The sequence below is a fragment of the Blastococcus sp. SYSU DS0616 genome (assembly GCF_054051015.1).
This window is the reverse complement of record NZ_JBJHAJ010000012.1, coordinates 109,273-132,148: the sequence shown is the minus strand read 5'-3', so window position 1 is coordinate 132,148 and position 22,876 is coordinate 109,273. Positions and strand designations below refer to the sequence as shown.

Annotated in this window: 25 protein-coding genes; 14 read left to right on the top strand and 11 right to left on the bottom strand. The window is 73.8% G+C overall.

Annotated elements, in window-relative coordinates; translation table 11 throughout:
* From ACI79K_RS11400 to ACI79K_RS11390, 3 genes are all read right to left on the bottom strand, one after another.
* Window positions 1-126: flagellin N-terminal helical domain-containing protein (locus tag ACI79K_RS11400; RefSeq protein ID WP_456599744.1), on the bottom strand; the 126-nt coding region annotated here is incomplete at its 3' end.
* Window positions 127-368: 242 nt separating this feature from the next.
* A complete protein-coding gene (locus tag ACI79K_RS11395) occupies window positions 369-1,208 on the bottom strand; it encodes a flagellin N-terminal helical domain-containing protein (RefSeq protein ID WP_456599741.1) in 840 nt (279 codons plus the stop codon).
* 128 nt (window positions 1,209-1,336) lie between these two features.
* Window positions 1,337-2,353 carry a sigma-70 family RNA polymerase sigma factor gene (locus tag ACI79K_RS11390; protein ID WP_456599740.1) on the bottom strand — a complete coding sequence of 339 codons (1,017 nt, stop codon included), beginning with the start codon at window positions 2,351-2,353 and terminating at the stop codon, window positions 1,337-1,339.
* A 191-nt stretch (window positions 2,354-2,544) separates the two neighbouring features.
* Between ACI79K_RS11390 and ACI79K_RS11385 the strand changes: the two genes are divergently transcribed.
* The 9 genes from ACI79K_RS11385 (at window position 2,545) to ACI79K_RS11345 (ending at window position 9,501) form a co-directional block, all read left to right on the top strand.
* A complete protein-coding gene (locus ACI79K_RS11385) occupies window positions 2,545-3,039 on the top strand; it encodes a flagellar protein FlgN (RefSeq protein ID WP_456599739.1) in 495 nt (164 codons plus the stop codon).
* A 1-nt stretch (window position 3,040) separates the two neighbouring features.
* Entirely contained in the window at window positions 3,041-4,453 is a 1,413-nt protein-coding gene (gene flgK / locus ACI79K_RS11380) for a flagellar hook-associated protein FlgK (RefSeq protein ID WP_456599738.1), read from the top strand.
* A gap of 5 nt (window positions 4,454-4,458) precedes the next feature.
* Complete coding sequence (gene flgL, locus ACI79K_RS11375; protein ID WP_456599737.1) at window positions 4,459-5,343, top strand: flagellar hook-associated protein FlgL; 885 nt, start codon at window positions 4,459-4,461, stop codon at window positions 5,341-5,343.
* On the top strand, window positions 5,343-5,786 hold the full coding sequence (fliW, locus tag ACI79K_RS11370) for a flagellar assembly protein FliW (RefSeq protein ID WP_456599736.1): 444 nt from the start codon (window positions 5,343-5,345) through the stop codon (window positions 5,784-5,786). Before flgL ends, fliW begins: the two co-directional genes overlap by 1 nt.
* 92 nt (window positions 5,787-5,878) lie before the next feature.
* On the top strand, window positions 5,879-6,181 hold the full coding sequence (gene csrA / locus ACI79K_RS11365; RefSeq protein WP_456590952.1) for a carbon storage regulator CsrA: 303 nt from the start codon (window positions 5,879-5,881) through the stop codon (window positions 6,179-6,181).
* A 201-nt stretch (window positions 6,182-6,382) separates the two neighbouring features.
* Window positions 6,383-6,889, top strand: coding sequence for a hypothetical protein (locus ACI79K_RS11360; protein WP_456590951.1), 507 nt, complete (start codon window positions 6,383-6,385; stop codon window positions 6,887-6,889).
* 71 nt (window positions 6,890-6,960) lie between these two features.
* On the top strand, window positions 6,961-8,061 hold the full coding sequence (locus tag ACI79K_RS11355; RefSeq protein ID WP_456590950.1) for a flagellar biosynthesis protein FliA: 1,101 nt from the start codon (window positions 6,961-6,963) through the stop codon (window positions 8,059-8,061).
* Between the two features lie 328 nt (window positions 8,062-8,389).
* Complete coding sequence (locus ACI79K_RS11350; RefSeq protein ID WP_456590949.1) at window positions 8,390-8,737, top strand: hypothetical protein; 348 nt, start codon at window positions 8,390-8,392, stop codon at window positions 8,735-8,737.
* Complete coding sequence (locus ACI79K_RS11345) at window positions 8,734-9,501, top strand: hypothetical protein (protein ID WP_456599735.1); 768 nt, start codon at window positions 8,734-8,736, stop codon at window positions 9,499-9,501. The genes ACI79K_RS11350 and ACI79K_RS11345 overlap by 4 nt, the downstream gene beginning before the upstream one ends.
* 21 nt (window positions 9,502-9,522) lie before the next feature.
* On the opposite strand, the gene ACI79K_RS11340 is transcribed toward ACI79K_RS11345, so the two are convergent.
* The 4 genes from ACI79K_RS11340 to ACI79K_RS11325 all read right to left on the bottom strand — a co-directional run bounded on the left by ACI79K_RS11340 (window position 9,523) and on the right by ACI79K_RS11325 (window position 15,019).
* Window positions 9,523-11,658: an NlpC/P60 family protein gene (locus tag ACI79K_RS11340; RefSeq protein WP_456599734.1), complete on the bottom strand. Its 2,136-nt coding sequence runs from the start codon at window positions 11,656-11,658 to the stop codon at window positions 9,523-9,525.
* A 169-nt stretch (window positions 11,659-11,827) separates the two neighbouring features.
* Complete coding sequence (locus ACI79K_RS11335; RefSeq protein WP_456590946.1) at window positions 11,828-12,019, bottom strand: hypothetical protein; 192 nt, start codon at window positions 12,017-12,019, stop codon at window positions 11,828-11,830.
* Window positions 12,020-12,159: 140 nt separating this feature from the next.
* Window positions 12,160-13,461, bottom strand: a complete 1,302-nt coding sequence (locus tag ACI79K_RS11330) for a citrate synthase (RefSeq protein ID WP_456590945.1) — start codon at window positions 13,459-13,461, stop codon at window positions 12,160-12,162.
* Window positions 13,462-13,588: 127 nt separating this feature from the next.
* Window positions 13,589-15,019 carry a class II fumarate hydratase gene (locus tag ACI79K_RS11325; RefSeq protein ID WP_456590944.1) on the bottom strand — a complete coding sequence of 477 codons (1,431 nt, stop codon included), beginning with the start codon at window positions 15,017-15,019 and terminating at the stop codon, window positions 13,589-13,591.
* Window positions 15,020-15,190: 171 nt separating this feature from the next.
* On the opposite strand from ACI79K_RS11325, the gene ACI79K_RS11320 reads away from it, so the two are divergent.
* Both ACI79K_RS11320 and ACI79K_RS11315 read left to right on the top strand, forming a co-directional pair.
* Complete coding sequence (locus tag ACI79K_RS11320) at window positions 15,191-15,853, top strand: hypothetical protein (protein ID WP_456599733.1); 663 nt, start codon at window positions 15,191-15,193, stop codon at window positions 15,851-15,853.
* A gap of 58 nt (window positions 15,854-15,911) precedes the next feature.
* Complete coding sequence (locus tag ACI79K_RS11315) at window positions 15,912-16,577, top strand: DUF1707 domain-containing protein (RefSeq protein ID WP_456599732.1); 666 nt, start codon at window positions 15,912-15,914, stop codon at window positions 16,575-16,577.
* Between the two features lie 71 nt (window positions 16,578-16,648).
* Here the strand turns inward: ACI79K_RS11315 and glpX are convergent, their stop codons facing one another.
* A complete protein-coding gene (gene glpX, locus ACI79K_RS11310) occupies window positions 16,649-17,701 on the bottom strand; it encodes a class II fructose-bisphosphatase (RefSeq protein ID WP_456590941.1) in 1,053 nt (350 codons plus the stop codon).
* Between the two features lie 173 nt (window positions 17,702-17,874).
* Here glpX and ACI79K_RS11305 point away from each other — a divergent pair, with 173 nt between their 5' ends.
* Window positions 17,875-18,501 carry a DUF4245 domain-containing protein gene (locus ACI79K_RS11305; protein ID WP_456590940.1) on the top strand — a complete coding sequence of 209 codons (627 nt, stop codon included), beginning with the start codon at window positions 17,875-17,877 and terminating at the stop codon, window positions 18,499-18,501.
* Between the two features lie 206 nt (window positions 18,502-18,707).
* Entirely contained in the window at window positions 18,708-18,890 is a 183-nt protein-coding gene (locus ACI79K_RS11300) for a hypothetical protein (protein ID WP_456590939.1), read from the top strand.
* A 50-nt stretch (window positions 18,891-18,940) separates the two neighbouring features.
* Here the strand turns inward: ACI79K_RS11300 and ACI79K_RS11295 are convergent, their stop codons facing one another.
* The 3 genes from ACI79K_RS11295 to ACI79K_RS11285 all read right to left on the bottom strand — a co-directional run bounded on the left by ACI79K_RS11295 (window position 18,941) and on the right by ACI79K_RS11285 (window position 21,754).
* Window positions 18,941-19,159 carry an exodeoxyribonuclease VII small subunit gene (locus tag ACI79K_RS11295; protein WP_456597481.1) on the bottom strand — a complete coding sequence of 73 codons (219 nt, stop codon included), beginning with the start codon at window positions 19,157-19,159 and terminating at the stop codon, window positions 18,941-18,943.
* The gene (xseA, locus tag ACI79K_RS11290) at window positions 19,156-20,418 is read right to left on the bottom strand and encodes an exodeoxyribonuclease VII large subunit (RefSeq protein WP_456590937.1); all 1,263 of its coding nucleotides are present in this window, start codon (window positions 20,416-20,418) and stop codon (window positions 19,156-19,158) included. Before xseA ends, ACI79K_RS11295 begins: the two co-directional genes overlap by 4 nt.
* A gap of 76 nt (window positions 20,419-20,494) precedes the next feature.
* On the bottom strand, window positions 20,495-21,754 hold the full coding sequence (locus ACI79K_RS11285; RefSeq protein ID WP_456599731.1) for a hypothetical protein: 1,260 nt from the start codon (window positions 21,752-21,754) through the stop codon (window positions 20,495-20,497).
* Between the two features lie 145 nt (window positions 21,755-21,899).
* Between ACI79K_RS11285 and ACI79K_RS11280 the strand changes: the two genes are divergently transcribed.
* On the top strand, window positions 21,900-22,871 hold the full coding sequence (locus tag ACI79K_RS11280) for a 4-hydroxy-3-methylbut-2-enyl diphosphate reductase (RefSeq protein WP_456590935.1): 972 nt from the start codon (window positions 21,900-21,902) through the stop codon (window positions 22,869-22,871).
* The last annotated feature ends 5 nt before the right edge of the window (window positions 22,872-22,876 follow it).

Sequence of the window (22,876 nt, the reverse complement as noted above, 5' to 3'; positions counted from 1 at the left end):
GGCGGCGCGGTTGATGCGGAAGCCGGAGGAGAGCTTCTCCAGCGACTTGCTCATCTGGCTGTCGGTGATCGACAGGTTGCGGTGAGCGTTGAGCGCCGCGATGTTCTGGTTGATGCGCAGACCCATGATGATCCTCCTTGGACGGGGTCGTACTTGTTGATCCCGCTGCATCCGTGCTGCGGGGTGGTGTCGGTGCTGCACTGATGGTTACGGCAGGCGCCCGCCGGGGCTTGAGGCGAAGTCGTGGCTTTCTCCCGGCTTCGCGTGGGGTGCGGAGTCGGGAAAGCAGTGAGGGGGGAGGCCCGAAGGCCTCCCCCCTCACCCGGGGTGGTGCTGAGGTGTCGTGGCTCAGCTGCTCAGTGCTGGGATCAGCGGAGCAGCGAGAGGACGCTCTGCGAGGCCTGGTTGGCCTGGGCGAGCATCGCGGTGCCGGCCTGGGACAGGATCTGGGAGCGGGTGAATCCGACCATCTCCTGGGCCATGTCGGCGTCACGCACGCGGCTCTCGGACGCGGAGAGGTTCTCCACCGCGACGTTGAGCGAGTTGATGGTGCTCTCCAGGCGGTTCTGCGAGGCACCGAGGGTGGCGCGGGACCCCGAGACCGACTTGATCTGCGCGTCGATGCTCTCCAGGTCGGTGGTCGACTGCGCAGCGGTGTACTCACCGGCAGCGCTGACGTTGGTCGCGACCGTCCCGATGGCCGTGGCCACGGCGTTGACGTCGCTCAGGCTCACCGAGACCGTGTCGCCGCCGTTCGCGCCGGTCTGGAAGGTGACGGTGCTGGCGCTGTTGAGGAGCTTGGTGCCGTTGAAGTCGGTGCGCTTGGCGATGTCCTCCAGCGCACCCTTCAGCTCGGTGATCTCCTTGCCGATGTAGCCGCGCGCTGTCTCCGTGACGACGCCGGTGTTGGAGGCCTGGACGGTGAGGTCGCGGACGCGCTGCAGGATGCTGTGCACCTCGGTGAGGGCACCTTCAGCGGTCTGGACGACGGAGACGCCGTCCTGGGCGTTGCGGACGGCGACCCTGAGGCCGCCGACCTGCGAGCGCAGGCCCTCGGAGATCGCCAGGCCGGCCGCGTCGTCGGCGGCGCGGTTGATGCGGAACCCGGAGGAGAGCTTCTCCAGCGACTTGCTCATCTGGCTGTCGGTGATCGACAGGTTGCGGTGAGCGTTGAGCGCCGCGATGTTCTGGTTGATGCGCAGACCCATGGTGATCCTCCTTGGACGGGGTCGTACTTTCCGGTCCCGCTGCATCCGTGCTGCGGGCGACCAAAGAGGATCTCGGCGCGAAGGGCCCGCGACTTGAGGAAGACCGTGTGTCTACCGGCCGGGATCACTCATGCGGGTTGTGCGACCGTGCCCGACGGCGACGGCGACGGCGACGGCGACGGCGACGGCGACGTCGGCCACCCGGTCACCCGTGGGCCGGGGAGTGGCGTGTTTCGCGCAGGTCCAGTGGCCGCCCGGCCGGTCACGCGGTCGATGTAGGCGCGCTGCTGGTTGCGTGCCCGCACCCCACCGTCCGCGGGAACCGTCCTGCCTTCCCAGATCTCGCTCATGGCGGCGTGCAGGAGGGTGAGGGCCCGTGCGCGCATCTGCGAGACGCGCGACAGCGTCACACCCAGGTCTTCCGCGATGTCGGTCAGTGATTCATCACCGAAGAAATTGCGTTCGACGACCTCGTCGAGCCGGTCGGGCAGCGCACGGATCGCCGCGTGCAGGTGACGGGCGCGTTCCCCCCGCAGGACTGCGCGCTCGGGGGACTCGCCGGTGTCGGGCAGGTCGAGCGACGTCCCGTCGGGGCCGTCCTCCGCGTCGATGCTGACCATCACGGCCCGGTGGATGTCGACCTGCAGGTGGTCGAGCTCGCTGCGCGGGACACCCAGGCTCTGCGCGAGTTCCTCGCGCGTGGGCGGCCGGCCCAGGCTGATGGTCAGCGCGTCGGCGGCGGCGTCGGTCCGCCGGGCCGCGGCGCGCACCGATCGGCTGGCCCAGTCCCCGGAGCGCAGCTCATCGAGGACCGCACCTTGCAGGCGCGCCAGGGCGTAGGTGGAGAAGGAGGCGCCCGCGTCCGGGTCGAACCGGCGCGCCACCTCGACCAGGGCCACGTGGGCGCAGGACAGCAGGTCCTCGCGGCTCACGTGGCCGGGGAGCGAGATGCGGGAGGCGACGGCGTTGACGGCGAACGCCGCCAGCGGGAGGTGTTCGGTCACCAGCGCGTCGACCTCCTGCGGGGAGCGCCCCTTGACCGGGTGCGGGACCCGGCCGTTCTGGGGGCGTTCCCGCAACGGCCGGTCGTGCGCGGACCGCTCGCGGAGGGGTCGCTCGGTCGCGAGGGAACGGACTGGGGTCACGTCCGTACCTCTCGGCTGTCGGCGCCGGGATCGGCACCACCCGTCGGCACAAATCCTGTCGAACTTGAGTGCCGATTCCCTCCTTCGGCTCAACCCCCTCCGAACGGGTGCCGATGCCAGCTCCGACAGCGGTTCTCCCCGACCCGGGGGGCTCAGGGTGACCGCGAGCACGAGCGAGACGACGGAAGGCGGTGGACGGAGTGGACTACCAGCACCTGTCGACGTTGCTGTGGCGGGAGCAGGAGCTCCTGGACCTCCTGCTCTTCAAGGCCGAGGAGAAGCAGTACCTGATCCTCACGGGCAAGACCCGGTGGCTGGCGCGCATCGCGCACGAGATCGAGGTGATCCTCGACCAGCTGCGCACCCTGGAGGTGGAGCGGTCCGCGGCCACCGAGGTGATCGCGGGGACGCTCGGCCTCGCGAGCGACCCCTCCCTGCGGCAGGTCGCCGACGCCGCTCCCGCGCCGTGGAACGACCTCCTCGCCCAGCACCACGACGCGCTACTGGTGCTGATCACCGACCTGCGCAGCCTGTCCGACGCCAACCGGGAGCTCATCGAGGGTGGCCTGTCCGCCATCGGGGACGCGCTCACGCGGACGCGCTCGTCCTCGGCCGGCACGTACGGCGCGACCGGCCGGCACTCCGACGGCACGCACCGTGCGGTCACCCTGGACGGAGCACTCTGACGTGAGCACTTTCAGCCTCCTGAACACCGCAACCACGTCCCTCTGGGCGCAGCGCCGGGCGCTCGACGTCACCGGCCAGAACATCTCGAACGTCAACACCGACGGGTACTCCCGCCAGCGGGTGGACATGCAGGCCATCGGTGGCAGCGCGGTCCCGGCGTTCTACTCCACCGGCTCCGGCATCGGTGGCGGGGTGAACGCCGACGAGGTGACGCGGATCCGTGACGCCTTCCTGGAGGGTCGCGGGCACACCGAGCACGCCAACAGTGCGCAGCTGACCGCCGAGACCGACGCCTACGAGCTCGTGGAGCAGGCGTTCCGCGAGCCCGGCACGACCGGCCTGCAGAACCTCATGGCCGACATGTGGCGCGGGTGGCAGGACGTGGCCAACAAGCCGGAGGACGAGGCCGCCCGGGGGCAGGTGCTCAAGCGGCTGGAGACCCTCGTCGGGGGGCTGCACTTCAGCAGCGCGCAGCTGGACGGGCAGTGGCAGCAGACGCGCGAGAACCTCGGGGTCCTCGTGAACGACGTCAACGCGGCCGCGGGGACGATCGCCCAGCTGAACACCGCGATCCTGCGCGCCTCGCAGACCGGCCTGCCGGCCAACGACCTCACCGACCAGCGCGACCTGCTGGTCATGAAGCTCGCCGACCAGGTGGGGGTGTCGGTGCGGCCGCGGGACGGTGGCGTCGTCGACGTCGTCGTCGGCAGCGTCACCCTCGTCTCCGGTGGGACGGCGTCGAAGCTCGCCGTCCAGGGCGCGATCGACCCCGCCGGCACCGCCGGTGACCCGCCGCGCGTCGTGACAGCCACCGGGGGGCTCTCGGTGACCGTGGGCGGGAACGCCGGAGGGCAACTGCACGCGCTGAACTCGATCCTGCCGACCTACCGGACCGAGCTCGACGGCATCGCGTCCGCGTTGGCCACCGCGCTGAACACCGCGCATGCCGAAGGCTTCGACCTCGACGGGGTGCGCGGCGGCCCGCTCATCGGCTCCACGGGCGGAGCGGTGACGGCCGCGTCGATCACCGTCGCGATCACCGAGCCGGGCAAGCTGGCGGCCTCCTCGCTCGGCGCGGACGACGGCTCGATCCCCAAGAACCTCGACCGCGGCAACGCCGACAAGCTGGCCCACCTGGGCAACGGCGTCGCCTCGCCGGACGCCGCCTACCGGAAGATGATCGTCGAGCTGGGTGTCCAGTCGGCGGTCTCGCAGCGCAACCTCGGCATCCAGTCGGTCATCACCGGGCAGGTGGACGCCGCCCGGGAGTCCGTGGCCGGGGTCAACCTCGACGAGGAGATGACCAACATGCTGTCCTTCCAGCACGCGTACTCGGCCGCGGGGCGGCTGGTCACGGCGATCGACGAGATGCTCGACGTCCTGATCAACCGCACCGGCCGCGTGGGGCTGTGATCTGAGTGCGCATCACGCAGAAGGCCGTCGCCCTCACCAGCCTGCAGGGCCTCAACCGCAACCTCGACACGTTCGGCAAGCTGCAGCAGCAGCTCACCTCCGGCAAGCTCATCAACGCGCCGTCCGACTCGCCGACCGGCACGAACAAGGCGATGCAGATCCGGTCGGAGCAGGCCGCGGTCGAGCAGTTCGGCCGCAACATCGCCGACGCCGACAGCTGGCTGTCGATCACCGACTCGACGATGCAGAACATGCTCGACGTCACCCGGCGGGTCCGCGACCTCACCGTGCAGGGTGCGAGCACCGGCAGCTCGTCCGAGGCCAGCCGGCGGGCGCTGGCCACGGAGGTGGAGTCGCTGCGGGAGAGCCTGCTCGGCCTGGCCAACACCACGGTCCAGGGGCGGCCGATCTTCGGTGGGGTCACCACCGGTGCCAAGGCCTACGACAGCGACACCGGCGCCTACCTCGGCCTGGGGGGTGCCGACATCATGCGCCGGGTCGCGTTCACCGAGGAGGTCCGCGTGGACCTGACGGGACCGGAGGCCTTCGGTCCCCCTGGGGACGACCTGTTCGCGCTGGTGGCCCGGATCGCCGACGATCTCGTCGACGACCCAGCGGCCCTGGACCAGGGACTGGCGGACCTGGACGTGGCGCTGAAGCGAATGCTCGGCGGGGTCGCCGACGTCGGCGCCCGGGCGGCCCGGATCGAGCGCGAGCAGCAGATCAACAGCGACCTCGCGCTGACCCTGGAGACCCAGCTCGGCGAGGTCGAGAACGTGGACCTGCCGAACACGATCATGCGGCTGCAGATGCAGCAGGTCGGCTACCAGGCGGCGCTGCAGGCGACGGCGAAGGCGATCTCGCCGACGCTGATGGACTACCTGCGCTGATGACCACCCTCGCCGACAGCCCCGCGGTGGGCCCGATGACGACGGCGCCGGCTCCGCCCCCGGTCCAGGTGCTGACGTTCACCGAACCGCTGCCGGGGTTCCCCGGCCACTCCGACTACGTCCTGGTCGCCGGGGACAGCGCCGGGCTGCTCTTCTGGCTGCAGGCGGTGGCCCCGGACGGGCCGCGGTTCCTCGCCGTGCCGGCGCGGAAGTTCTTCCCGGGGTACACCCCGGTCGTCCCGGCCGACGTCCGTACCGGCCTGGGGCTGACCGACCCGGCCGAGGCCCGGGTCTACTGCCTGGTCAGCGTGCCCGGTGGCGACGTCGCCGAGGCCACGGCCAACCTGCGGGCCCCGGTCGTCGTCGCCCCCGCGACGCACCGCGCGCAGCAGGTCGTGCAGACCGACGGTGCGCATCCTCTTCGGCGGCACCTGCGCCGATAACCTCAGTGCCGCCGCGTCGGGGACGCGGCCCCGTGCCCGCAGCCGCGGGCACCGCCACGGACGGCCACCCACACACCCATGGAGGGGTACTCGTGCTCACACTCACCCGCAGCGTCGGCGAGACGATCCGCATCGGCGACGACATCGAGGTCCACGTCGTCGAGGTGCGCGGAGGCACCGTGCGACTGGGCTTCAAGGCCCCGCGCGAGGTCACCATCCACCGCGAGGAGGTCTACCGGCAGATCGCCGAGGCGAACCTGCTGGCGGCCCAGGTCACCGCGGACGCGCTCGGCGCGCTGGCGGCGTTCGCGCCCACGGCCCAGTCGGACGCCGACCCCGACGGCGCCGGCGCGGAGAGCCCGCGTCCGGCCGAGGCGGCGCGCCCCGGCGACTGACAGAACTGCACGGCTGTCGGGGGGTGCTCCTCGGCAGTCCGTGCCAATCTGACGGCCCGATGGGGCTGGGCGACCGCGACACGGGCAACTCTTGCCGAACCTTCGCCCTGACTACTGCGATGGACACAGCGAGTTGTGTGCCGTGTCCGCAGCGTGCATGCGGCAGATTCCTCCCCAGGCAAGTGACAGGGGGCGATCAAGATGGCACGTAACGCATGCACCGCTTCGGTGGCGGGGGACCAGACCGGCGACCAGGAGTCCGTGGTGGTCCACGTGCAGCTGCGACCCCGCCGGGGCGCCACCCGCAAGTGCCTCGCGGCGCTCGCGGCGCTGGCCGCCGAGCACGAGGGCGTGGTCGTCGCGGTCACCGGCCTCAGCAAGGACGACCGCGTCGTCCGGGTGACCGTCGGCGTCGATCTCGGACCCCGGGCAGCGGTGGCGAAGTTCTCGCCGCAGGCCCAGGCGGCGTACGCGTTCGTGTCGGCGGTGTTCACCTCGCTCTACGACCACATGCCGGTCTACACGGCCGAGCCCAGCGGTGCCGAGCGCGCCGCGGCTACGACGCTGCTCGAGCACGCCGCCGTCGGTGCGGCCCGTGCCGACGCCCTGGGCGCCGACATGTTCGAGGCGCTGCCCGACGCCTCGGCGCCGGCCTCGCCCGTCCCCGCGCCGCGCCGCCCCGGCCCGGGGGAGCGCATCCCGGCCTGACGGCCTCCCGTGCAGTGCGGGGTGCCGGCCGCCCGGCACCCCCTTCTTCCCCGTAGTGCCCAGGAGTACCGATGCCCGACCGCGTCCCGTTCCCGACGTCCACCACCGACGACCGACCCCGTACCCGCGAGCCCCTCGTCTTCGGGGGGATCCCCGAGGCCGACGGGTGGGCGCTGGCGCCCATCACCCCGCGCGACCGGGTGCACTTCCGGGTGGACCACGAGCTGCCGCTCGACGAGTTCCGCCGGGACCTGCCCGAGGGCGTCACGGTCAGCTACGACCAGGGTGACGGTCTCTACCGGGTGGACGGCGCCTGCGGAACCGCCGCCGTGCTCGCCGACTGGGTCAAGGCCTGGTGTGCCGGCCGGGGCACCACCACCATCGGGCTGCGCGCGGAGACCGGCGTCCGCCGGCGCGCGCCGCGCGACCTGCCGCCGGCCTTCCTCGACGACCTGTGCCGGCACTACGGGCCGGTCAGCCTCAAGCGCCTGCAGCGCAACATGAGCACGATCCGCCTGCACCTGCCCGACCCCGACGACCTCGGCCAGCAGGTCTACGAGTGGATCCTCAAGGCGGTCGCGCAATACGACGAGAACAAGTCCGTTCCGTTCGGTGCCTTTTTGGCCACCCAGCTGTCCAAGTGGGTGCACGACCTGGGGCGCAACGCCCACGGGCGCACCGCGGCCGACACCGAGCACAAGCAGCAGAAGGCGATCGCGGCGTTCATGGCGGAGCACCAGCGCCGCCCCAGCGAGAAGGAGCTCGCCGCCTACATGGGGCAGAGCGTCGCCACCTTGCGGCGCAACTCCCAGACCGTCGCCACGCTGAACGGGCTGCGGAACCTGCAATCGCTGGACGGGGCGCCCGAGGCCACCGAGATCCTGCTGCCCGACTCCTCCGAGGCGCCGGACGAGATCATGGGGGAGGCCGAGCAGACGCTGCTCTCCCACGCCCTCACGGCCGCGTGCGCTCCCGACCCGGACGCCCGCCGCGATCAGCGGGCCGGCCAGCCCAACGTGCTCGGCTGGGCGACCTGGTACCTGACGACCTGGGGTGGGCAGACCAAGACCCAGCTGTCGGCCGACCTCAACACCTCGGTGCGCAACATGAACGTCTACGCCGACCGGGTCGAGAAGGCGCTCAAGGACCGGCTGGCCGAGCTCGCGGACTGAGGAAGGACCCCGGCCCTCGCACCCCGCGCAGACGCGGGGCGAGCCACCGGACAAGGCCATCGAGATCCCGTGATCTCGGCCGTCGCCCCGCAGGGGAGCGGTCGAGATCACGGGATCTCGGCATGTGCGCCGCGCAGAGCGGTGACGTGCGGGGCGGGGTGGCGTGGGCGGACACGCCCGGGAGAATCGAGCCGGAAAAGGACCCGTCGGCGGGTCGAAGTCGGTCCGAGCCTGCCGATATCCACCTCGTGACACCCCGCCCGAGGAACCGCCGCCCGGCCCATGCGCCGGGCCCGGGGCCCAGGGCGTGGTACCGGAGCGGTGCCCGGTGAGCGCGCTGCCCGCGGGCGACGCCGGGTGCCCGGCGCTCGTGCCGCACTGGCTGGACGCGACCGCCCGCGAGCTGCTCGCCGCATCCGTGCGCACCGCCCTGGACGACAGCGCCGTTCACCCGGTGGCCAGCATCCACCTGCACGACGTGCTGACCGAGCTGCACGTGGCCGCCGCGCGCGAGGCGGTCTGGCCCGCCTCCACCGCACGGGTCCGCCTGGCCACCGGGTGGGACGAGGACGTCCTCCCCGTCCGGCTCAGCCGGGCCGAGCTCGCCGCGGTCCTCGGCCTGCCGGCGCTGCCGGCCCGGCTGCGCGGCCTCCTCGGTGCCGGGGACCGCCCGTGACCCCCGGACCGTTCGGCACCACCTCGTCCACGCGTCTGCTGCAGCGGTTCCGGACCACGCCCGTCGACGTCGTCGACGTGCACGACGTGGCCGCGCAGCTGCTGCCGCGGCTGTCCTCGCAGCGCCTGCGCCTGGGGCTCGTCAGGCGACCGGGTGCGGGCACCGTGCTGCACGTCGAGGAGGACGAGCGGGTGCAGCGGGTGCCGCTGACCGACCTTGCCGAGGACATGAGCCGGGCGGGGATCCCGGGCACGACCGCGGGCATCGCCGCTGCGCTGGGCACGTGGGTGGCCCGTCGGCCCGTGACGGACGCGGCCGCCGCCGGCGAGGGGATCGCCGTGCTGGACTGGTCGGACCGGTCCGAGACGGCGGTGGGCTGGACCGTCGTCGTCGTGCGCGGTGAACTCGCCGTGCCCTGGGTCCCCTCACCGGCGGCGCGCACGGTCGAGCTGCACCGTGTCCGCTCCGCGGCGACCGGCCGGGCCCACGAGGTGTCACCGGAGCTGCGCGTCGAGGGGCCGTTGGCGCTGTGGTCGCACCGCGCGGTGCCGGTGCTCGCGTCGGCGGCCCTGGTCGCCCCGGAGCTGATGCGGCAGCGCATCGCTGCCGCGGGCCTCGCGCTGCCCGACATGCACGTGGTCGTGACCCCGCACCGGCCGGTGGTCTGCGCGGATCCCGGGGTGGCGCGACGGCTGGCCGGGCAGGCCAGCGAGGCCAGTGTGACGCTGCCCTGGCGGGACGTCGTCGACCTGCCCTGGATCTGAGCACCGCCGGCCGCCCGTCGCTCAGGAGATGTAGCCGTACTCCCAGTGCCAGGGCTCGGGCTTCTCCTCACCGGGCCGGGCCCACTCCGGCTGCACGAAGCCGAAGCGCGCGGCGTTGGCCGTCATCCAGTTCCACTGCGGGGTGTGGGCCACGTTGATCCCGCCGCCGAGGTCGATCGCCAGCGCCCAGCCGTGGTTGGACGTCCCGGGCACGGCCGCCAGGGTGGGCTTGGCGTAGTAGGCCGCCACCTGGCCGCCGAAGGAGCGGTAGGAGTCGGTGAGGTGCAGCGGGGTGCCGAACTCGGCGGTGAAGGCGGCGTCCAGCTGGGCGTAGGCGGCGGCCGCGTCGCACCGCAGCGCGTGCCCGGCCACCCCCAGCCGGCACAGCGCCTCGGCCGGGATCCGGCCGTTGGACCAGCCGCCCCACGCCGGGCTCACGGGGCCCGGCGCCGGAAGGGGAGCGCCGCACGCGCCGGTCCCGCCGCCGGCGGGGAGCGCCGGGCTGGGCTCGACCGGGCGGGGCAGGGTCACCCGTACCGCCGACGAGCCGGCCGCCATCGAGCGGACGGCCACCTGGTAGGAGGCGGCGGAGGCGCCGATGACCTGCCCGTCGCCCAGGTAGATGCCGACGTCCTGCCCGCCGGGGGCGAAGACCAGGTCGCCGATCTGCACGTCGCGCGCCGGCACCGGTGCGCCGGTTGCCCACTGGGCCGCGGGGTCACCGGGCAGGGCGTACCCGGCCAGCAGCCAGGTGCCGGCGGTGAAGCCACCGCAGTCGTAGGTCTCCGGCCCCGCGGTCCCCGCGACGAAGGGCTTGCCGAGCTGTGAGAGGGCGTTGCTGACCGCGGCCACGGTCTCGGCCGGCAGCACCGTCACCGGTTCGCTGCCGATGACGGCCCAGGCCACGCCCGGGATCGGCCGGCCGTCGGCGTCCAGTGCCGGGGACAGGCCCGGGGGGAACGTGGCGGCATCGGCCAGCGCGGCAGCCGGCGGCGGCACGAGCCCCGCACCGGCCAGGCGCCCGAGGTAGTCCTGCCAGCGCCGCGTGGCGGCCTCGTTGCGCTGCTGCTGGGGACCGGCCGCGGGGATCGCCCCGAGACCGGCGAGCCGGCCGGTGACCTCGGGGGGGAGCTCGCCCACCTCGTCGCGCACGGCGGCGAGGACGCCGGCGGCGCGCTGTTCGGCGACCCGCAGGGCGGCGCGGGCGTCCGCCACGCGGGAGGAGGCTGCCTGCAGCCGGGCGGCGGCGCGCTCCGCCCGGACCACGCTGCCCTCCAGCGCCCGCCCGGCCCGGTCGGCGATGGCCACCCGGGTGAACGTCGCGGAGGTGGTAGCGGGCCGGTCGAGGTCCAGGCCGAGCACCGGGTACCGGCTGGTGCCGTCGGCCCGGTAGAGCTGCGCCGCGCCGGCGCCGACGGCGTGCCGCATGGTGGCGAGCTCGGCGCGCACCGCGTCCTCGGCGGTCAGCGCGTCCGTCAGCCGGTCGCGGGCCCGTCCGGCCTCGTCGGCCAGCCGGTGGTAGCGGTCCGCCTGCTCCAGCAGGGAGCTGCGCGCGGTGAGCGCCAGCGCGGTGGGATCGAGGGCCGAGCCGCCACCGTCGGGCGACTGCGTCCCGGGCAGCAGCACCGCCAGGGCGGCCGGGATGAGGAGGGCGCTGGTGGCGATGACGCCGAGGCGGGCCGACCAGCGGGAACCGGGACGCCGGGTGCCGCCGGTGCGCCGCCGTCGGCTGGGGGTGCGTCGAGTCGCGGCCCGGCCGGTGGCGGGGCGCCCACGGCCGGCCGCGGACCCGGGCGCCGGGCGCCGCGCGCCGGCGCCACCAGAGCGGCTGCCGGTGCTACCGGAGCGGGTGCCGGTCCCGCCGGAGCGGGCGGCGACGGCCGCCCGGGCCGCGGCCAGCTGCTCGGGCGTGACGCCGGGGCGGGCGGCGGCCGCCTGGCGCAGGGCCAGCGCGTCGCGCAGTGCCGCGGCCTGCGCCGGGGTCAGGGGCGGTCGGGCCGGGGAGCGCTTCCCGCCGCTCGCGCTGCTGCGGGCCGACGAGGTGCGGGCAGCCGACGACCGGGGGGCGGTACGGGTGCCGGCCGCGGTGCGGCCGGCGCTGGTGGACCGCGCGGTGCGCGGGGCAGCCGCACGCCCGGGTGTCCGCGAAGCAGGCACTGCGTCCCCCGGGCGATCTCGTCGTGACGGATGGGGCTCCTGGTGCTGCTGTGGTCAGGAGCTCTCCGCACATCCATCGACACGCCGGGGGAGGTGCTTGAAGAACGAGGGGGAGGAGATCACCCGTTCGGGGTGGGGTGAACCTGGGGGGAGTCGCCGAGCAGGCGGCTCAGGGCGCCCACCAGGCGCCGTGCCGGTGTTCCAGGGGGATCCGCAGCTCGCCGCCGTCCTCTGTGGAGACGACGAACTCCAGCTTCGTGATGCGGACGGGCGGGCCGTCGCCGTCGGGCTCCAGCAACCGGCCGGTCGCCAAGGGCATGGGCGGCAGGACGAGGAGGTCCTCGTCGGGGAGCTCGGCCATGCGCGGTCCTTCCGAGAGCGGGGTCGCACCCACCGTAGGGATCGCGCCCGGGGACGCAACGGGCCGGGTGACCTGGAGGGTCACCCGGCCCGGTCAGGCCCCGTAACGGGCCGGCGAGGGACGAGGGGCGGGGTCCTCGCTCAGCGCGCGTCGAGGGGGACGTAGTCCCGTTCGGTCGCGCCGGTGTAGAGCTGCCGGGGACGCCCGATCTTCGTGCTCGGGTCGGCGATCATCTCGCGCCACTGCGCGATCCAGCCGGGCAGCCGGCCGAGCGCGAACAGCACGGTGAACATGCGTGTCGGGAAGCCCATCGCCTGGTAGATCAGCCCGGTGTAGAAGTCGACGTTCGGGTAGAGCTTGCGCTGGATGAAGAACTCGTCCTTCAGCGCGATCTCCTCGAGCTGGCGCGCCAGGTCGAGCAGCTCGTTGTTGCCGCCGAGCTTGTCGAGCACCGTGTCGGCCGTCGACTTCACGATGGCCGCGCGGGGGTCGTAGTTCTTGTACACCCGGTGGCCGAAGCCCATGAGCTTGACGCCGGGCTCCTTGTTCTTCACCCGCTCGACGAAGCGCGGGATGTCCCCGCCGTCGGCCCGGATCGCCTCCAGCATCTCCAGCACCGACTGGTTGGCCCCGCCGTGCAGCGGGCCGAAGAGCGCGTTGATGCCGGCGGAGACCGAGGCGAACAGGTTGGCGTGCGAGGACCCCACCAGCCGGACCGTGGAGGTCGAGCAGTTCTGCTCGTGGTCGGCGTGCAGGACGAAGAGCATGTCCAGCGCCTTGGCCAGGTCCGGGTCGACGTCGTAGGGCTCGGCGGGGAAGCCGAACGTCATCCGCAGGAAGTTCTCCACCAGGCCCAGCGAGTTGTCCGGGTACAGGAACGGCTGACCGACCGACTTCTTGTACGCGTACGCGGCGATCGTCGGCAGCTTCGCGAGCAGGCGGAGCGTGCTGATCTCCACGTGGTCCTCGTCGAAGGGGTCCAGCGAGTCCTGGTAGAAGGTCGACAGCGCGCTGACGGCCGAGGAGAGCACCGGCATGGGGTGCGCGTCCCGCGGGAAGCCGTTGAAGAACTGCTTGAGGTCCTCGTGCAGCAGCGTGTGGCGGCGGAGCTTGCCGTCGAACTCCGCCAGCTGGTCGGCGGTGGGCAGCTCGCCGTAGATCAGCAGGTAGCTGACTTCCAGGAAGCTCGACTTCTCCGCCAGCTGGTCGATCGGGTACCCGCGGTAGCGCAGGATCCCCGCGTCCCCGTCGATGTAGGTGATCGCCGACGTGCAGGCGGCGGTGTTCACGAAGCCGATGTCCAACGCGACCTTGCCGGTCGTCGCCAGCAGCTTGCTCGTGTCGATGCCGTCGGCGCCCTCCGTCCCGGTTTTCACGGGGAGGGGGAGCTCGCCGCCCGGCCAGCGCAGGGCTACGTCTGGGGTGCTCGCTGTCTCGGTCATCGTGGACGACGCTAGCGCGCCGGGGTCCCCGTCGCGGCTCGAGCCGCCGCGCCGGAGCGAGAGCTAGACCATTTCGTGTCCCAGCCGTCCCGGGCCGGCGCCGCGCCGGCCCGGGACGGTCCCCGGGTCAGGGGTGCGTCATGGAGAGGACGTCGAGAGCCTCGTCGAGCTGGGCCTCGGTGAGCCTGCCCTGCTCCACGTAGCCGCGCTCGACGACGACCTGGCGGATCGTCTTCTGCTCGGCCAGCGACTGCTTGGCGACCTTGGCCGCCTCCTCGTACCCGATGTACTTGTTCAGCGGCGTGACGATCGAGGGGGAGGACTCGGCGTAGGTGCGGCACTGCTCCACGTTGGCGGTGATGCCGTCGACGCACCGGTCGGCGAGCAGCCGGCTGACGTTGGCCAGGAGCCGGATCGACTCGAGGATGTTGCGGGCCATGAGCGGCAACGTCACGTTGAGCTCGAAGACGCCGGTGGTGCCCGCGTAGGTGACCGCGGCGTCGTTGCCGATCACCTGGGCGCCGACCTGGATCACCGCCTCGGGGATCACCGGGTTGACCTTGCCCGGCATGATCGAGCTGCCCGGCTGCAGGTCGGGGAGGGCGATCTCGCCGAGCCCCGTGCGCGGGCCGGAGCCCATCCAGCGCAGGTCGTTGGCGATCTTGATCAGGCCGACGGCGATCGTCTTCAGCTGGCCCGAGCCCTCGACCAGCGCGTCGCGGGAGCTCTGCGCCTCGAAGTGGTTGCGGGCCTCCGTCAGCGGCAGCTCCATCTGACCGGCCAGCTTCTCGATGATCGCGGCGGCGAAGCCGGGCGGGGTGTTGATGCCGGTCCCGACGGCGGTGCCCCCGAGGGGCAGCTCGCCGATGCGCGGCAGCGAGGCCTCCAGCCGCTCGATCCCGTAGCGGACGGCGGCGGCGTAGCCCCCGAACTCCTGGCCGAGGGTCACCGGGGTGGCGTCCATGAGGTGGGTGCGGCCGCTCTTCACGACCTCCGCGAACTCCTCCGCCTTCCGCTCGAGCGAGGCCTCGAGGTGCCGCAGCGCCGGGATCAGGGTGACGACGATGGCGCGGGTGGCGGCGATGTGGATCGCCGACGGGAAGACGTCGTTGGACGACTGCGAGGCGTTGACGTGGTCGTTCGGGTGCACCGGCGCGCCGAGGGACTCGGTGGCCAGCGAGGCGATGACCTCGTTGGTGTTCATGTTGCTCGACGTGCCCGAGCCGGTCTGGAAGACGTCGATCGGGAAGTGCGCGTCCCAGTCGCCGCGGGCCACGGTCCCGGCGGCCTCGGTGACGGCGTCGGCGATCGACCGGTCGAGGACGCCGAGGTCGGCGTTGACGGCGGCCGCCGCTCCCTTGATCGCCGCGAGCGCCCCGATCAGCTCCCGCTCGATGGGCGTGCCGGAGATGGGGAAGTTCTCGACGGCACGCTGGGTCTGCGCCCGCCACTTGGCCCAGGAGGGAACGCGGACCTCTCCCATGGAGTCGTGCTCGATGCGGAAGTCGGGGGTGTCCTGACCGCTGCCGTCCTGCGCTGCGCCGTTCTGCTGGGCCACGCTGTGCTCCCGGTGGTGTGGATGGTGACAGTGCTCCGCACGGGACCCTAGACACCCGTGGGGGTCCCGGTCGGTCCCGCCCTCGCGCGGGCCGCCGAGGAGAGGGGTGCGCGCCGCAGTGCTGTGCGCTGCCACGGTGCCGAGCCGGCACGAGCCCCCGAGGAGGGCCCCATGTCCCAGCCGCCCCCGACGCCGGACGCCGGCGTTCCGTCGTCCCCGCAGCAGCCGGGCGATCCGAGCTGGCCGGCTCCGGCGGCGGACTGGCCGGCGCCGGGTGCCCAGCCGGTGCCGGACTGGGCGTCCGCCGCCGCCTGGCAGCCGACGCCGGCGCCGCTCGCGCCGGCCCCCGCTGCCGCGCCGTCGCACCGTGGCCGCTGGGCGATCGCGGGCGCGGCGGTGGGGGGGCTGGCCGTGGGGGCCGCGGCGACCACGCTGCTGCTGAGCGCCGTGGTGCTGGGTGGCGCGGAGGACGTCGGCCGGGCCGTGGCGGCGGAGCTCGGCCCGGCGCTGACCGACGGCATCCGCGAGGGGATAGTCGAGGGTTCGCGGGCGCAGATGGAGGACGCGGGCGAGTACCTGGACGAGGAGATGGGCGGCTGGTACGCCGGCGCGCCGGGCGGGGCCGTCGAGGAGTCCCCGCCGGTGGAGCCCGGCGACCTCGGGCCGGACCCGATCCTCGACGCCTACGCGCAGGGCTGCTTCGACGGGGAGCTGCAGGCCTGCGACGACCTGATGTACGAGTCGCCGCCGCTGTCGGCCTACGAGCAGTACGCGAGCACCTGCGGGGGCCGGGTCAAGGCCTACACGGTGATGGCCTGCACCGAGCTGGGCTGAACCGAGCTGGGCTGGACCGGGACCTGCGCGGCGATCTCCTCGGCTAGCGTCCCGGTGCGTGAGCTCTCCCGAGGACCCGTCCCCTCCACCGGCCGTGCGTGTCTCCGACGCCGAACGGGAGGCGGTGGTGGCGCAGCTGCAGACGGCCGTCGGCGAGGGCCGCATCGACCTCGACGAGTTCGGGCAGCGCGCGGAGGCGGCCTACGCGGCGATCACCCGTGCCGAGCTCGACCAGCTGGTGGCCGATCTGCCGCCCGACGCCTCGCCGCGCGTGGAGATCGTGGGGCAGCGTGCGGCCGAAGAGGTGTCGAGCGTCTTCGGTGACATCACGCTGACGGTCGCGACGACCCCGCCGCAGCGGGCCGGCACGGTCTTCGGCGACATCCGCATCGACCTGCGCGGTCTGCGGACCGGCGCCGACCGGATCGACCTGACGCTCAGCACCGTCTTCGGCGACATCGACGTCATCCTGGCCGAGGGGGTGGACGGGGAGATGCACGGCCGGACCGTCTTCGGCGACCGCAAGGTCGAGCTGGCACCGGTGCCGAGGCTGGCGGGTACGCCGCTGGTCGTCGTCCACGCGAGGACGATCTTCGGTGACCTCCGGCTGCGCAGCCTCGCCCCGGGGGAGTCGGCGAGCCGGTGGGCCGCGCTGATGGAGCGACTCGCCGGTCGCCCGGGACAGCCGCCGCAGCCCCCGCCGCCTCGTCCGCCCTTGCCCTGACCGGCACGGCCTGGCCCTGCTGCAGGGGCCCGCCGCGAGCCCGCGAGCGGTGGGGGCAGCAGGGTCCTCTTTCAGTCCTCGCGGTCGAAGGGCACGGCGGAGTAGGCGCGCAGCTTCTCCAGCGAGTGCAGGCTGTCGATCGAGCGGATGGTGCCCGACCGGGAGCGCATGACCAGCGACTGGGTGGTGCACCCACCGGCGCTGTAGCGGACCCCGCGCAGCAGCTCGCCGTCGGTGATGCCGGTGGCCACGAAGAAGACGTCGCCGCGCACCAGGTCGTCGATGTGCAGGACGCGGTCGAGGTCGTGCCCGGCGTCCAGCGCCTTCTGCCGCTCGTCGTCGTCCTTGGGCCACAGCCGGCCCTGGAGCGCGCCGCCCATGCACTTGAGGGCGCAGGCGGTGATGATCCCTTCGGGCGTGCCGCCGATGCCGAGCAGCAGGTCCACTCCGGTGCCCTCGCGGGCGGCGGCGATCGCGCCCGCGACGTCGCCGTCGGTGATGAACTTGATCCGCGCCCCGGCCTCGCGCACCTCGTGCACCAGCTGCTCGTGCCGCGGGCGGTCGAGGATGCAGACGGTCACGTCACCGACCGAGCTGCGCTTGGCCTTCGCGATGCGCCGGATGTTCTCGGCGACCGGCGCGGTGATGTCCACGACGTCGGCCGCGGCCGGGCCGGTGGCCAGCTTCTCCATGTAGAAGACGGCCGACGGGTCGTACATGGCGCCCCGCTCGGCGACCGCCATGACGGCGATGGCGTTGGGCATGCCCTTGGCCATCAGCGTGGTGCCGTCGACCGGGTCGACGGCGACGTCGCACTCCGGCCCCTGCCCGTCCCCGACCTGCTCGCCGTTGTAGAGCATCGGCGCCTCGTCCTTCTCGCCCTCGCCGATCACGACGACGCCCTTCATGCTCACCGTGCCGATGAGCGCGCGCATCGCATCGACGGCCGCGCCGTCACCACCGATCTTGTCGCCGCGGCCCACCCAGCGACCGGCCGCCATGGCGCCCGCCTCGGTGACCCGCACGAGCTCCATGGCCAGGTTGCGGTCGGGCGCCGGTCGATCGGCGCTGAACGGGCGCCCGGAGGCCGGGGAGACGGGGGCGTCGGGGAAGGGGAGCGACACAGGACCTCCTGGAGAAGGACCCCGTCCTCCCCACCCCTCGTGAGCTCGGGGTGGGGCCCGGGACGGAGCCGGGGCGACCCTGCGACCGGCCGCTCCGGCAGAACCGGATCGACAGGAGGCCGCACGGGCGCTGGGCGGCGGTGGGGGGAGAGCTCACCTGCGATCCTAGGGGCATGACCGGATCCGGCCCTACGAGCCAGCGTCCCCAGCACCCCGATGACGTGGCCGGGCCCGAGGCCGAGGTCCCGCCGCCGTCGTCCGCCGCCGAGCGGGCCAACCGGATGAGCGCGGCGAACATGCTCCGCTCGCTCGTCCCGCTCGTGGTCATCTGCCTGCTGATCGTGGCCTGGCAGGCCTTCCGCAACAACCCGGACGACCCGGTGCGGGAGATCGACCCCACGAGCACGCTGCGGCTGGCCGAGGCGGAGTCGGAGTACGCCCTGCTGGTGCCCTCGCTCGGTGAGGACTACCGCCCGACGAGCGTGCGCACCGATGCCGGCACCGGCCCCGAGGGGGCGCCGGTCACCGTGCAGCTGGGGTACGTGACGCCGGCGGGTGACTACGCCGGATACGTGGTGAGCGACGACGCGGACGCCGACGCCGTCGACGCCGTGCTCGACGGCGCGACGGAGGACGGCGGGGCGGAGATCGACGGCGAGCGGTGGACCCGGTCGACGACGCAGCGGGGCGAGACGGCGTTCTCGCGGGTCGCCGACGGGGTCACGCTGGTCGTCACCGGCTCGGCCGCGGACGACGAGCTGCGCGAGGTGGCCGCGGCGGTCGCCCCCTTCCGGGGCTGACCCGCGAGGGGGTACAGCGTGCGACGCAGGTCACGAGAGGGTGACGCCCCGGTGCGTCGCGGGCCGGGACGGCCGGCAGGGGTGACGCTGTCGGGCATCAGCCACTGACCCGACCGTCCACGAGGAGACCCCGGATGCCGCCACACGAGGAGTGCCCCCGTAGTGATCACCGGGCCCCGGCCGAGGGTGGGTCGTGCGCCTGCGGCATGGTGACGCGCATCCCCGCCGCCCCCGCCGGGGTGGACGTGCGGGACGTGCTGGCCCGCTGCCTCGACGAGGGGGCGGTGGGGTCTTCCGCGCTCCAGCAGCGGGTCGACCGGGTGCTGGCGGCCTTCGCCGAGGCCGGCCTGGTGATCGCCCCGGACGCCGGCGTGCGTTCTCCCGCCTGAGCTCCTCCGTCGCGGGCCGTCGCGGCAGTGCGCGCCGGCCGAGGAGCCGCTCAGGGCTCCTCGCCGGGCGCGGCGGCGGCCAGGCGCTCGCGGGCCCGGTCGAGCCAGTGCTGGCAGACCCGGGCCAGCTCCTCCCCGCGCTCCCAGAGGGTCAGCGACTCCTCGAGGGTCAGGCCGCCGGCCTCCAGCCGCCGCACGACGTCGGCCAGTTCCTCCCGGGCCTGCTCGTAGGTGGTCGTCGGCTCGGGGGTGCGCTCGTCGGCGCTCATGCGGGGTCCTCCTGGACGGTGGTGGCTTCGGTGCCGGGGGAGGCGGTCGCGCTCCGGTCGACGCGGACGGGGAGCCGGCCGCCGGCGACCCGCACCCGCAGCAGCTCGCCGTCGGCCACGTCGCCGGGATCGCGCACCAGCGCGCCGTCGGCCCGCTGCACGACGGCGTAGCCGCGGTCCAGCGTCGCGGCCGGGGAGAGGGCGGCCACCCGTGCCCGGGCGTGCTCCAGGTCGCGCTCCGCCGCCTCGACGCGGTGGGTGAGCGTCCGGCGGGCGCGGGTGCGCAGGCCCTCGACGTCGTCGGCCCGGCCGTGCAGCAGCCGGTCGGGGGAGGCGAGCGCCGGCCGGGTGCGGACCGACTCCAACCAGCGCTCCTGCTGCTCCAGCCGGGCGGCGACCAGGTGCCGGGCGCGGGCGCGAAGCCCGTCGACGAGCCGCCGCTGCTCACCGATCTCCGGCACGATCCGGTGGGCGGCGTCGGTAGGGGTGGCGGCCCGCACGTCGGCGGCGTGGTCGACGAGCGTCGTGTCGGTCTCGTGGCCGACGGCGGTGACGACCGGGGTGCGGCAGCCGGCGACGGCGCGCACCAGGCCCTCGTCGGAGAAGGGCAGCAGGTCCTCGACCGAGCCGCCGCCGCGGGCGATCACGATGACCTCCACGGCCGGGTCGGCGTCCAGCTTCCGCAGCCCCTCGATGACGTTCGCGGCCGCCTGTGGCCCTTGCACGACGCAGTGGTGCAGCGCGAAGCGCACCGCCGGCCACCGCCGGCGCGCGGTCACCAGCACGTCCCGCTCGGCGGCGCTGTCCCGGCCGGTGATCAGCCCCACGACGCCGGGTGCGAAGGGCAGCGGCCGCTTACGGGCCACGGCGAAGAGGCCCTCGGCGGCCAGCAGGCGGCGGATCCGCTCGATGCGGGCAAGCAGTTCACCCAGCCCGACGGCGCGGATCTCGGTGGCCCGCAGGGAGAAGGAGCCGCGGGCCACGTAGTAGTCGGGCCGGGCCCGCACGATGACGCGGGCGCCCTCGGTGAGCTCGAGGCCGGGGCGTTCGGCGACCTCGCGGTGGCAGGTGACCGGCACCGACAGGTCGGCCGCCGGGTCGCGCAGGGTGAGGAACACGGTGGCCGCACCGCCCCGCCGCGACAGCTGGGCGACCTGCCCCTCGACCCAGACCTCGCCCAGCCGGCCGATCCAGTCGGCCACCTTGCGAGCCACCGTGCGGACCGGCCACGGCGACTCGGGGGACGACGGGGCGGTCATGACCTGAGGGTGTCAGACGGCACCGACACCCCCTGGGCTGCCCCCGCACCGATCCGACCGGGGCAGGGGCCGTCCCTCAGGTGCCCCGCGGGGCCAGCGGGCTGGCCTCGACCGCCTGCTCCTCGAGCTTCTCCAGCCGGTTGCGCAGCATCCGCAGGTACGGCTCGCGCGCGCGGGTGGCCTGCTCGTAGGCCAGCAGGTCGGAGACCGTGTTGAGCTGGTAGCCGCGCAGACGGCCGCGCAGCTGGGCGATCGAGAAGCTGTCGTAGCCGTCGACGGGGGCCGCCCCGGCGGCCTGGGCGCCGGACAGCTCGCTGCCGCCCTGGGGGTCGTCGGTCGGTGCGGCGGAGCCCTCCCCGACGGCGCCGACGGCCGCTCCCTCGTCGATCGCGGCGTCGGTCCCGGCGGTGTCGGTGCCGCCCACGTCGGTCCGCACACCGGTGGCGGCGGCGACCGGGCTGCCGCTCTCGTCCACGGCGACGTCCGGGCCGGCGTTCGTGCCCGTCGCGGCGGTGGCGGTGCCGTCGGTGGCCGCGACCGTCTCGTCGGTGCCGGCGCCTTCCTGCGGCTCCTCGACGACGGCGATGCCCTCGTCGGTGACCGCCGCGTCGACGGTCGCCACCTCGCCGTCGGCGGTGAGCACGTCGACGCTCTCACCACCGTCGGGCTGCTCGGCAGCAGCCGCCGGAGCGGGCTCGGACTCCAGCAGCGCCCGCTCCAGGGCGCCGGCGTCCTCGGTGACCACCGCGTCGTCGGCGGCGAGCGCGTCCGCGGGCCCCTGGTCCAGCGGGTCGGTGTCGGGCACCTCGGGGACGACCTCGTCGATGGCGAGCTCGTCGAGCACCTCGTCGGTGCTCGGCGCCTCCTCCACCGGCAGGTCGGTGAGGGCCTGCTGGGCCTCGTCCGCGCCGTCGGCGAGCTCCTCGAGGCCGTCGGCGAGGTCCTCCACCAGCTCCTCCCCGAGGTCGTCGATGGCGGCGACCACCGCGTCGGCGGCCGGGTCGTCGGGGAGCTCGGCCACCTCCTCGTCGGTGATCGTGCCGCCGTCGGCGGCCCGGTCGAAGGCGGAGCCGCGGTAGCCGGTGGGCGGCTCCACGTCGTCGTCGAAGGTCGCCAGACCGGGCTCCGCCTCGCCGCGGAGCCCGACGAGGAGCTCGTCGCCGCGGGCGACGAACCCGGCGTAGGTCTGCTGCACCTTCATCGCGTGCTGCATCGCCATGCCGATCACGCGCACGGGAAGGCCGGGCAGGGTCTCGGGGAGCTTGCGCGCCTCGTCGAGCACGGTGGCCGCCAGACCGGCGGCGGCGCGGACAACCTCGGGGATCTCACGGGCCATGCTGCACAGCGTGCCCCAGAACGCCCCGCCCGACACCCCCGACCAGGGATGATGCGCCTGTAGGAGGGATGCGGCTGGTCACATCCGTGTCCGGGGCCACCCGTGCACGCCCGCCCGGCGGCCCTCACCCACCTACCATGGGCCCATGGCTGAACAGCGCGGACGTGTCCTGCTGGCCGATCCCCGGGGGTACTGCGCCGGCGTGGACCGGGCGGTGGTCGCCGTCGAGCGGGCGCTGGAGATCCACGGCGCCCCGGTGTACGTCCGCAAGCAGATCGTCCACAACAAGCACGTCGTCGCGACGCTGGAACGGCGCGGGGCGATCTTCGTGGAGGAGACGGACGAGGTGCCCGAGGGGTCGGTCGTCGTCTTCAGCGCGCACGGCGTCTCCCCGGCGGTGCACCAGGAGGCGGCCGACCGGCAGCTGCGCACCATCGACGCCACCTGCCCGCTGGTCACGAAGGTGCACCAGGAGGCCAAGCGGTTCGCCCGGGACGACTACGACATCCTGCTGATCGGCCACCGCGGCCACGAGGAGGTCGAGGGCACCTCCGGCGAGGCCCCGACCCACATCCAGCTCGTCGACGGGCCCGAGGACGTCGCGAACGTCCAGGTGCGCGACCCGGAGAAGGTCGTGTGGCTGTCGCAGACCACGCTGTCGGTCGACGAGACCCTGGCCACCGTCGACCAGCTGAAGAACCGGTTCCCGGGGCTGCAGTCGCCGCCCAGCGACGACATCTGCTACGCCACGCAGAACCGGCAGCAGGCCGTGAAGCAGATGGCCGGCGAGTGCGACCTGGTCCTCGTGGTGGGTTCCACGAATTCGTCGAACTCCGTGCGGCTGGTGGAGGTCGCCCTGGAGGCCGGCGCCCGCGCCAGCTACCTGGTCGACTACGCCGCGGAGATCGACGAGGCCTGGCTCGAGGGGGTCGGCACCGTCGGCGTCACCAGCGGTGCGTCGGTGCCCGAGATCCTGGTGAGCGAGGTGCTGGACTGGCTCGCCGTCCGCGGTTACCCCGACGTGGGGACGGTGAAGGCCGCCGAGGAGCGGCTGGTGTTCGCGCTGCCGCACGAGCTGCGCCGGGCAGAGAAGGCGAAGCGGGACACCACCGACTGAGCACG

Coding starts and splice junctions, on each gene's coding strand:
- ACI79K_RS11355 (WP_456590950.1), top strand. CDS start 6,961: ATGCCCGACCGCGTCCCGTTCCCGACGTCCACCACCGACGACCGACCC.
- ACI79K_RS11335 (WP_456590946.1), bottom strand. CDS start 12,019: ATGGCCGAGCTCCCCGACGAGGACCTCCTCGTCCTGCCGCCCATGCCC.
- ACI79K_RS11300 (WP_456590939.1), top strand. CDS start 18,708: ATGGTGACGCGCATCCCCGCCGCCCCCGCCGGGGTGGACGTGCGGGAC.
- ACI79K_RS11305 (WP_456590940.1), top strand. CDS start 17,875: ATGACCGGATCCGGCCCTACGAGCCAGCGTCCCCAGCACCCCGATGAC.
- ACI79K_RS11395 (WP_456599741.1), bottom strand. CDS start 1,208: ATGGGTCTGCGCATCAACCAGAACATCGCGGCGCTCAACGCTCACCGC.
- xseA (WP_456590937.1), bottom strand. CDS start 20,418: ATGACCGCCCCGTCGTCCCCCGAGTCGCCGTGGCCGGTCCGCACGGTG.
- ACI79K_RS11285 (WP_456599731.1), bottom strand. CDS start 21,754: ATGGCCCGTGAGATCCCCGAGGTTGTCCGCGCCGCCGCCGGTCTGGCG.
- ACI79K_RS11280 (WP_456590935.1), top strand. CDS start 21,900: ATGGCTGAACAGCGCGGACGTGTCCTGCTGGCCGATCCCCGGGGGTAC.
- ACI79K_RS11360 (WP_456590951.1), top strand. CDS start 6,383: ATGGCACGTAACGCATGCACCGCTTCGGTGGCGGGGGACCAGACCGGC.
- fliW (WP_456599736.1), top strand. CDS start 5,343: ATGACCACCCTCGCCGACAGCCCCGCGGTGGGCCCGATGACGACGGCG.
- ACI79K_RS11320 (WP_456599733.1), top strand. CDS start 15,191: ATGTCCCAGCCGCCCCCGACGCCGGACGCCGGCGTTCCGTCGTCCCCG.
- ACI79K_RS11295 (WP_456597481.1), bottom strand. CDS start 19,159: ATGAGCGCCGACGAGCGCACCCCCGAGCCGACGACCACCTACGAGCAG.
- ACI79K_RS11330 (WP_456590945.1), bottom strand. CDS start 13,461: ATGACCGAGACAGCGAGCACCCCAGACGTAGCCCTGCGCTGGCCGGGC.